This is a genomic window from Streptomyces sp. URMC 126 (assembly GCF_051386555.1).
In the GTDB taxonomy this organism is placed as follows: Bacteria; Actinomycetota; Actinomycetes; order Streptomycetales; family Streptomycetaceae; genus Streptomyces.
In genome coordinates, this window is record NZ_JBPQTX010000600.1 from 1 (window position 1) to 1432 (window position 1432).

The following is a 1432-nucleotide window of genomic DNA, read 5'->3' on the forward strand; positions in this document are numbered from 1 at the left end:
CTCCCAGGCCGCCGTCCTCAGCCGGCTGGACCGCCGCGGCCACCGCCCCACCACCGTCCGCGCGCCGACGCGCGGTTGACGGGGAGTCCTCACACCTGCCCGAGAATGTGCCTGGTGTGGCCAAGGGGGCGCGGTTATGCTCCGGACCGTGGAGCTTGAGGTCAGGCACCTCCGTGCGCTGTGCGCTATCGCCGACACCGGGAGCGTACGGAAGGCCGCATTACAGCTGGGCATGACCCAGCCCTCGCTCACGACTCAGCTCAGGCGCATCGAGGGAGCGATCGGCGGGGTGTTGTTCACCCGCGGGCAGACGGGCAGCCGCCCGACGCCTCTCGGCCATTCCGTGCTGTCCCGCGCCCGGCCGATCGTGGCCGAGATGACCGCCCTGGTGATGGCGGCGCGTGACGCCGCCTCCGGCATGGGCGGGATGTGTCTGCGCCTCGGCTCCGTTGGCGGCCCGACCGTGGCCGAATGGCTGCGCCGCGTCCACCGAAGGCTCCCGGGCACGGACACCACGATCCATATAGAGGTGTCATCGGCCGCTCTCGTCCAACTGCTCGCCACCAACCAGCTCGACGTCGCCCTCGTCCAAGAGCCGGCCGGCTTCCCGCTGCACCTGCCACCGGGACTGGAGAGGCGCGTTCTGGTCGACTGCGAGCCCCGGTTCGTCGCACTGGCCGCCGGCCATCCCGTAGCCGCGCTCGCGTGCGTGGCGCTGCCCGAACTCGCGGACGACTCCTGGATCGTCGACCCGACCGCCGACCACGAGTGCGCCGCCTTGCGCCGCGCCCTCTCGACGGCCGGCCTCAATCCCCGGCTGCTGCAAGTGCGCGACACCGCCACGGCCGCCGACCTCGTCGCGTCCGGCGAGGCCGTGCGGCTCTGCCAGGCCACCGCCGAACCCACGGAGGGTACGGTCGTCCGGCCACTCCTCGGAGATCCGCTCACGTCCCGCCTGTCCCTCGTATCACGGACGGGAACGCTGTCCATCACCGAGATCGATGCCCTGTACGCGGATCTGGCGCACGCCTACGAGGAGTTGGCTCGGGGCAACGCTGCCTACCGCGCGTGGCGGGAACGGCGCGGGGACGTCCTGCCGCAGGACCCGTACGGGCTGCCGGCCTCCTACGGGTCACCGGCCCCTTACGGGTCGCCGGTTCCGTACGGGCCGGAGGTCCCCTACGGGTCGAAGGCCCCCTACGGGTCGGGGGTCCCTTACGGGTCGCCGGCCCCGCAAGGGTCAATGGTCACCTACGGGTCCGCCGCCACCTACGGGTCACCGGATCCGTGTACGCCGACGGGTTCATGTGCGCCGACGGATCCGTGCGCACCGACGCATTCCTCCGCCCCGGCGAAGTCGTCGGCACCGCCCGCCCCACTGGCAGGCCCCACGCCATCCCGTCCGCCGGAACCGTCTTCACCGTCCCCTTCC

Annotated in this window: 1 protein-coding gene; it reads left to right on the forward strand. The window is 72.2% G+C overall.

Going from position 1 to position 1432, the window contains the following annotated elements; all coding sequences use genetic code 11:
- Positions 1–136: 136 nt before the first annotated feature.
- The coding region (locus ACSNOK_RS33010) for a LysR substrate-binding domain-containing protein (protein ID WP_436784471.1) at positions 137–1432 on the forward strand (1296 nt) is incomplete at its 3' end.